The organism is Phenylobacterium sp., from assembly GCF_030693625.1.
Classification (GTDB): domain Bacteria; phylum Pseudomonadota; class Alphaproteobacteria; order Caulobacterales; family Caulobacteraceae; genus Phenylobacterium; species Phenylobacterium ferrooxidans.
Map to the genome: position 1 here is coordinate 21,070 of NZ_JAUYAF010000043.1, position 7,626 is coordinate 28,695.

The following is a 7,626-nucleotide window of genomic DNA, read 5'->3' on the forward strand; positions in this document are numbered from 1 at the left end:
CGCAGATCCCAGGATTTCGGCCCGCCTGACAACATGTTGGTCGCCGCGGAGGGACCAAACCCCGCATTTTGATGGGGGTATGGCCGCGAGGTCCTTACAGGCTAACGGTTTGCGGACCTGAGCGCCGGCCGACATAGGCCGACATGTGACCGTCAGACAGGCCGCGGACTCACCAGCGCGCCGTAGAGATCGGTGCGGCGGTCGCGGAAGAAGCCCCAGGCGGCGCGGTGCGTGGCCAGGAAGTCGAGGTCGAAGCTGGCCGCCACGATCCCCTCCTCGTCGTCGAGGGCCGAGACCAGGTCGCCGCGATGGTCGGCGATGAAGGACGCGCCATAGAAGGCCTGGCCGCCGTTCGGATAGTCAGCCCAGGGCTCGAAGCCGATGCGGTTGGCGCCCACCACCGGGATGACGTTGGAGACCGCGTGGCCCTGCATGGCCCGGCGCCAGGGGGCGGCGGTGTCCAGGGTCGCGTCGTGGGGCTCCGACCCGATGGCGGTGGGATAGAGCAGCACCTCGGCGCCCATCAGGGTCATGGCGCGGGCCGCCTCAGGATACCACTGGTCCCAGCAGATGCCGACGCCGACCCGGCCGAACTTGGTGTCCCAGACCCGGAAACCGGTGTCACCGGGCCGGAAGTAGTACTTCTCCTGATAGCCGGGGCCGTCGGGAATGTGGCTCTTGCGATAGACCCCCATCAGAGCGCCATCGGCGTCCACCATCACCAGGGAATTGAAGTAGTGCGGCCCCTCGCGCTCGAAGATCGAGATCGGCAGGACGACCCCCAGCTCGGCGGCGAGCGGCGCGAGCGCGGTGACGCAGGGATGTTCCCGCCACGGATAGGCCTGGGCGAACCAGCGCTCCTCTTGCGTCACGCAGAAATAGGGGCCCTGGAACAGCTCCGACGGCAGGATCACCTGGGCGCCGGCCGCCGCCGCCTGGCGGATCAGGGCCTCGGTCTTCTTGATGTTGGCGTCCAGGTCCATCCCGTAGGCGGTCTGCAGGGCGGCGACGCTCATCGTGCGGGCCATCAGGCGGGCTCCTGCTGGGTGATGCAGTGGAAGGACCCGCCGCCGGTGAGGATGGCGTCGGACGGCAGGCCGATGATCTCGCGGCCGGGGAACACGGTGGCCAGGGCCTGCATCGCCAGTTCGGCGGCGCGGGGATCGCCGTCATAGGTGGGCATGATCACCGCCCCATTGGCGATGATGAAGTTCATGTGGCTGGCGGGCGCCGCGCCGCCCTCGTGGCTCTCGATCCAGCCGGGCGAGGGGATCCGCACCACCTTCAGGGCCCGGCCTTGCGCGTCGGTCATGGCCGCCAGGTCGCGGGCGCAGGCGTCATAGGCATAGACATTGACGTCGCCCCGGCCCCAGGCGACCGGGCAGACCACGACGCCCGGCGCCACGAAGCGGGCCAGGTTGTCGACGTGGCCGTCGGTGTGGTCGTTGGCCAGGCCGTCGCCGAGCCACAGCACCTTGCGCGCGCCCAGGGACGCGGCCAGCTCGGCCTCGGCGGCCTCCCGGGTCCAGCCGGGATTGCGGTTGGGATTGAGCAGGCACTGGCCGGTGGTGAGGATCGTGCCCTCCCCGTCATGGTCGAGCGAGCCGCCCTCCATGATGATCTCCTGCTGCACCAGGGGGGTCGCGGCGGCCGTGGCGATCTGGCCGGCCACGGTGTCGTCGCCCTCCATCTCGTACTTGCCGCCCCAGCCGTTGAAGCGGAAGGCGCGGGCCTCGTCGCCGTTCGGACCCTTGGCGAAGATCGGGCCGGTGTCGCGCAGCCAGATGTCGCCGAACACGCCGGGGACAATCTCGACGCCCGCGACGCCGTCGAGCAGACGCCGCGCGGCCGCCTCACCTGCGCGGGAGCCGGTCATCAGGCGCACGCGTTCCTTGCCGGGCCCCGCTAGGGCGCGGGCCAGGGCCGCCACCTGGGCCTGGGCCAGGTCGAGGTCTTGCGCCCACACCTCCGCATGGCTGGGGAAACCCAGCCACATGGCCCGGTGCGGCGCCCACTCGGCGGGAACGAGAACGGTCATCGGCGGCCCTTGTGTCTTGGAGGCGCGAAATGGGCGGCGCGGCGGGCTACGTCAAGCGCTGCTTGGGGCAGGGACACCAAGATGCTTCCCTCCTGGGGGAGCTGGCGCGGAGCGCCTGAGGGGGACCTTGACTCTCGTTTGGGGGCGGTAGGAGCCAACTAGGTTGGTCCCCCTCCGGCTCGAGGCTGCGCCTCGCCCCACCTCCCCCACATCGCGCTGGCGCGCTGGGGGAGGATCTCGCTCCAGCCACGAAAAAGGGCGGCCCGGGAGGGCCGCCCTTTCCGCGAAAGCGATGTCGCTGCGAGGTTTAGAACTCGTAGCGGAGCGAGATCTGGGCGTACCAGAGCGAACGGTCGTTGTTGATCGACTTGGCCGTCGCGGTCGAGCTGTAGTTCGAGTAGCGGTAGGTGTCGCAGACGGGGCTGCTGGAGGCCGAGGCCACCCCGGCGGCGTTGGCGCAGGCCGCGTCGATGATGCGGTTGTTGCCCTGGCCGGAACCGGTCGAGCCGTATTCCTCGACGATGCCCCACTTGTTGTTGACCAGGTTCAGCACGTTCTGGACATCGAGGACGACCCGGAACTTGTGACCGTCGGTCAGGCCAGGGAACTCCTGGCTGATCTGCAGGTCGAGCTGGTTCACGTCGGGGTTCTTGATGGCGCCCTTGGAGACGATGGCGTTGTTCGGCAGGTCGAACTTCTGCACCGCGGCGAGGAAGTTGTCGCGGGTGGTGGCGGTGTCGAAGAACACCTTGCCGATCTGCAGGTCGGTCTTGTTGGTGTCGCCGGCGATGTCCGGGACGTAGAGCAGGTAGGCCGAGCGGTTCACGCCGAAGGTGGTGCTACGGTCGCGGGAGGCCGAGCCCATGGTGGCGTTGACCGGACGGCCCGTGCGGGTCTCGCCGAACAGCGAGAACCGGGTCGGGTGGTTGGCGATGAACTCATGCTTGTAGTTGAGTTCGAACTTGGCCCGGTCGCTGACCTCCTCGTAGCCCTTGCCGTAGGCGTCGCGGTTGAAATCCAGACCGGTGGACTGGCTGGCGTAGAGCGAGCCGGCGGTGGTGCCGAAGCGGCCGCCGGAGGTTTCCTCGTCCAGGCGCTGGCGGGCGTAGCCGATGGAGGCGCCGAGACCGAAGTCGAAGTCCTTCGAGAGGCCGACGCCGAAGACGTAACCCTTGCCCTCGTCGGTGTTGTAGACGAGCAGGTCGCGGGTGGCCGGGGCGTTGGTGCCCGATATGCCGGCCGCGGCGCGGGCCGCGTCGGTGGCCTGCAGGCCGTCATAGCGGATGCGGCCGTCCGGGGTCTTCTGGATGACGCCGTTGACGATCAGCGGCTGGGCGCGGAGGTCCTTGAAGGCGATGGCGTCCTTCACGGTGGTGTGCACGAAGTCGGCGCTCAGCTTCATGTCCCAGGGCAGGTCGTACTGCGCCGAGAGGAAGAACTTCCACGACGACGGCATCCGGAAGCCCGGGGTGAAGGCGATGGTCTCGCCGCCCGCCGGGATGCCGGCCGGGGTCACCAGGCCAGTAACGCCGGTGGGCAGGTCGTAGCCGAAGCGCGGATCGGCGACGTTGATGTTCAGGCCAGCGGCGCCGTTGGCCTGGGTGAAGCCGGCGGAGTTGTTCACTTCGCGGAAGGTGCCATCCGCGTTGCGCTGGATGTTGACCCCGGCCGCGGCGTAGCCGGTGGTGGAGAAGGCCGTGGAGATCAGAACGTCCGGCACGCCGCCGGAGAAGAGGCCGAAGCCGCCATTGACGCGGTAGGGCTTGCCCTCCGGCTTCCAGTTGAAGGCCACGCGCGGCATCATCACCGAAAGGCCGTCATAGGTCTGCTGGTTGTTGAAGCCGTTCCGCGCCGTGAAGTTCGGGTTGAGGGTCGGCTTGTCGTCGCTCTTGAACCAGTCGTAGCGGAAGCCAGCGGTGACCTGCAGGTCCTCGGTGACGTCCAGCACGTCCTGGAAATAGACGCTGTTCTGCGAGTACTCGAAGAGGGCCGCGGCATCGAGCGGGTTGCCGGACGGGGCGTTGGAGTACTGCAGACGGTTGGCGCGGCCGGCCTGGAAGTCGGCGATGGAGTCGAAGTAGTAGACCCCGTCGCTTTCCGGCACGAACAGGTTGACGATTTCCAGGTTCTGGGTCTCGAAGCCGACCTTCAGCAGATGGTCGCCCAGGGAATATTCGGCCTTGGCCTGGAATTGCAGGTTGTGGGTCTCAAGTTCGTTGGCCTGGCGGAACGAGTCCGGCCCGATGCGGATCAGGCCATTGGGGCTGTCGCAGGTGGTCAGGGTGGTGTTGCTGACCGCCATGGAGCAGATCTGCAGTTCGGCGAATTCCTGGCCGGCCGGCGGGTTCTGACGGCGCTCGTAGTCGCGATAGGAGACGCGCAGCTGGGTGGAGAGCTGGTCCGTCCACTTGGAGTTCAGTTCGCCGACGTAGGAATAGTCCTCGTCGCCCGAGAGGTAGAAGTTCGACGACAGGCTGGCGGTGTTGTTGTTCAGGTTCGAACGCGCCACCGATTCCGACAAAGCGTAGCGGTAGGTGAACGAGGCCCGGTGGTTGTCGTTGATGTTCCAGTCGAGCTTGGCCGAGTACTTTTCGTCGATGATCGCGCCGGTGCGCGGGATGGTCCCGGCGTCGAAGTCCGTCGTGTAGGTGTTGTTCAGGATATTGGTGACCTGATCGATCTGCGACTGGCCAATGCCCGAGAAGGAGTTCGGGAAGCCCTGGCCGGCCGGGCCGAAGCCGACCTGATCGGAGGTTTCATAGAGCTCGTAGGAGATGGCGAAGAACAGCTTGTCCTGCAGGATCGGGCCCGCCAGGAAGGCGCCGTAGTTCGACTGGGTGATGGTCTGCTTCACCGGCTTGTCGCGCAGCGAGTCGCCGACCATGCCGTCGTTCAGGTAGTTGGTGAAGACGCTGCCGTGGAAGTCGTTGGTGCCCGAGCGCAGGACGATGTCGATGGAGCCGCCCTGGAAGTCGCCGTTCTGCACGTCGTAGGGCACGGCCTGGATGGTGAACTGCTCGATAGCGTCCAGCGAGATCGGACCCCGGCGCGTGGGCACGCCGCCGGAGTTCAGGCCGAAGTCGTCCTGCACAGGCGAACCGTCGATGGTGATGCGGTTGGACTTGGGGTTCGAACCGGCGATGGAGATGCCGCCGTCGGCGCTGGTGTTGGCCGAGGCCAGCAGGTTGCGCCGAGCCAGGTCGCGGATGTCGCGGGTGACCGAGACCACTGATTCAATGCCGTCGCGGTCCAGGGTGGTGTTGGCGCCGGAGTTTTCCGAGGTGACGTCGCGGGCGGCGGTGACGACGAACTCGTCCACCGTGGTCTGGGCGATCAGGTCGAAGTCCAGACGGACGCTGTCGCCCTGGGCCAGGTTGATGCCGGTCAGCGTCTTGGTCTCGTAGCCGGGGGCGGCGACGGTGATGGTGTAGGGGCCGCCGACGCGCAGGCCGCGGGCGTCAAAGATGCCGTCGGCGTTCGGCGCGGTGACCGCACGGGTGCCCGAGGGGGTGTGCACCAGGGTGACCGAGGCGTTGCGGACGATATTGCCGTCATCGCCGGTCAGCTGGCCGCGCACGGCGCTGGTGGTGTCCTGCGCGTAGACGGCGCTGGACATGGCGAGCGCGAGCGCGCTCAGAGCTGCGCCACCGGCGAGCCGCTTCATCGAAGTCATTGGAATCCCCTATCCATCAGCAGGGCCAGCCCAGGGCCCCACGCGTTGCAGTCCCTATAGCGCCAAAAAAGTGGCTGTAGGTGACGGATTTGTTACGGCATCATGTCCTGTCGGGAGTGCTGCTTTAAAGACACGCATTCGCTTTACAGGGCGCCTGCGCCGCGCCACCGTCCGCCGCCAGACAGGGATAGAACGCTTGGCCGATAACGCTTCGTCCGCCTCCGGCGCGGGCGCCTATTGGAGAGGCGCCCTGCTGCTGGCTTTTGGCCTGACGGCGGTGCGGCTGACAGCCCTGTTCGTCACCCCCCTGGAGCTCTATCCGGACGAGGCCCAGTACTGGCTTTGGTCGCGGACCCTGGACTGGGGCTATTTCTCCAAGCCGCCGATGATCGCCTGGACCATCTGGACCACCACGGCGATCGGGGGAAACAGCGAGGCCTGGGTGCGGCTGGCGGCGCCCTTCTATCACCTGGGGGTGACGCTGGCGGTGTTCGGGATCGGGCGGCGGCTGTACGGGCCCGCCATCGGCTTCGCCGCCTGCGCCCTCTACGCCCTGATGCCGGGGGTGCAGATTTCGTCCCTGGCCATCGCCACCGACGCGGCCCTGCTGTTCTTCCTGTCGCTGTCGCTGCTCGCCTATGTTGAGCTGCCCTTGGCCCAGGGGCGCCGGCACCTGCTGACGGCGGCGGGGTTCGGGGCGGCGGTGGGGCTGGCCTTCCTGTCCAAGTACGCGGCGGTCTACGCCCTGATCGGACTGGCCCTGCATCTGCTGATCAGCGCCGACGCGCGCCGCGTCTGGGACTGGAAGACGGCGGGGGTGGCGCTGGGCGCCTTCCTGCTGATCCTGTCGCCGAACCTGGCCTGGAACGCCGCGCACGGATTCTCCACCGTTCAGCACACCGCCGCCAACGCCGCCTGGGGCGGGCGCAAGCTGTTCAACCTGCCCGAGCTCGGCGAATTCCTGGTCTCGCAGTTCGGGGTGTTCGGGCCGATCCCCTTCGCCGTGCTGATGGGGGGGCTTGTGCTGCTGGCCGCGCGCCGCCGGCTGACCGACGCCGACCTGACCCTGCTGTGCTTCTCCATTCCGCCGTTCCTGATCGTCACCACCCAGGCCTTCATCAGCCGGGCCAACGCCAACTGGTCCGGGGCCGGATACGTCGCCGGATCGATCCTGGTGGCCGCCTGGCTCATGCGCTGGCGGGCCAAGGGCTGGCTGCTCGGCGCGGTGGCCAGCCAGGCGGTGATCGCCACCCTGTTCCTGGCCTGTGTGATCAGCCCGGCGTTTTCGGAAAAGATCGGCGCGGCCAACGCCTTCAAGCGCGCCAAGGGCTGGGAGCAGACGGTGGACGCCATCACCGCGCGGGCCGGCGCCGAGCGCGGCCTGACCGCCGTGGCGGTGGACGACCGGTTCCTGTTCAACGCCTCGGCCTATTACGGGCGCGACTTCTTCGGGGCGGTGAACGCCCCGCCCCTGAAGATGTGGGTGCGCGAGGCCCATGCCCAGAACCAGGCCGAGACCACCGATCCCCTGACGCGCGCCACCGGCGCCCGGGTGCTGGCCGCCAGCCTGGACCTGATCTACCGCGACGAGCTGGCCCAGGACTTCCAGGCGGTCTCGGGCCGCGAGATCCACAGCGTGATGCTGGACGCCAAGCGCCGGCGGCGCACCGAGCTGTTCATCGGCGAAGGCTACGCCCCCCTGCCCCGCGATCCGGTGACCGGGCAGCCGCCGAAGCCGAAGAGCGCGGCGCGGGATTAGTGTTCCTTCTCCCCCTGCGGGAGAAGGTGGCCGGTCGGAGACCGGTCGGATGAGCAACCATGTTAAGTGGGTTGTCTAATCCAGGGCTGTTGCCGGCTGAGGACGAGGTTTGCGGCCTCGATGAGTTTTCTCATGACGGCGACGACGACGAGCTTT

Annotated in this window: 4 protein-coding genes; 1 reads left to right on the forward strand and 3 read right to left on the reverse strand. The window is 67.8% G+C overall.

The window, feature by feature from the left end:
- Window positions 1–152: 152 nt before the first annotated feature.
- The 3 genes from aguB to Q8N10_RS09560 form a co-directional block, all read right to left on the reverse strand.
- Window positions 153–1,028, reverse strand: a complete 876-nt coding sequence (aguB, locus tag Q8N10_RS09550; RefSeq protein WP_304783838.1) for an N-carbamoylputrescine amidase — start codon at window positions 1,026–1,028, stop codon at window positions 153–155.
- Window positions 1,028–2,038, reverse strand: a complete 1,011-nt coding sequence (locus Q8N10_RS09555; RefSeq protein WP_304783835.1) for an agmatine deiminase family protein — start codon at window positions 2,036–2,038, stop codon at window positions 1,028–1,030. Before Q8N10_RS09555 ends, aguB begins: the two co-directional genes overlap by 1 nt.
- A gap of 307 nt (window positions 2,039–2,345) precedes the next feature.
- Window positions 2,346–5,711, reverse strand: a complete 3,366-nt coding sequence (locus Q8N10_RS09560; protein ID WP_304783832.1) for a TonB-dependent receptor — start codon at window positions 5,709–5,711, stop codon at window positions 2,346–2,348.
- A gap of 196 nt (window positions 5,712–5,907) precedes the next feature.
- Here Q8N10_RS09560 and Q8N10_RS09565 point away from each other — a divergent pair, with 196 nt between their 5' ends.
- Window positions 5,908–7,470 carry a glycosyltransferase family 39 protein gene (locus Q8N10_RS09565; protein WP_304783829.1) on the forward strand — a complete coding sequence of 521 codons (1,563 nt, stop codon included), beginning with the start codon at window positions 5,908–5,910 and terminating at the stop codon, window positions 7,468–7,470.
- The last annotated feature ends 156 nt before the right edge of the window (window positions 7,471–7,626 follow it).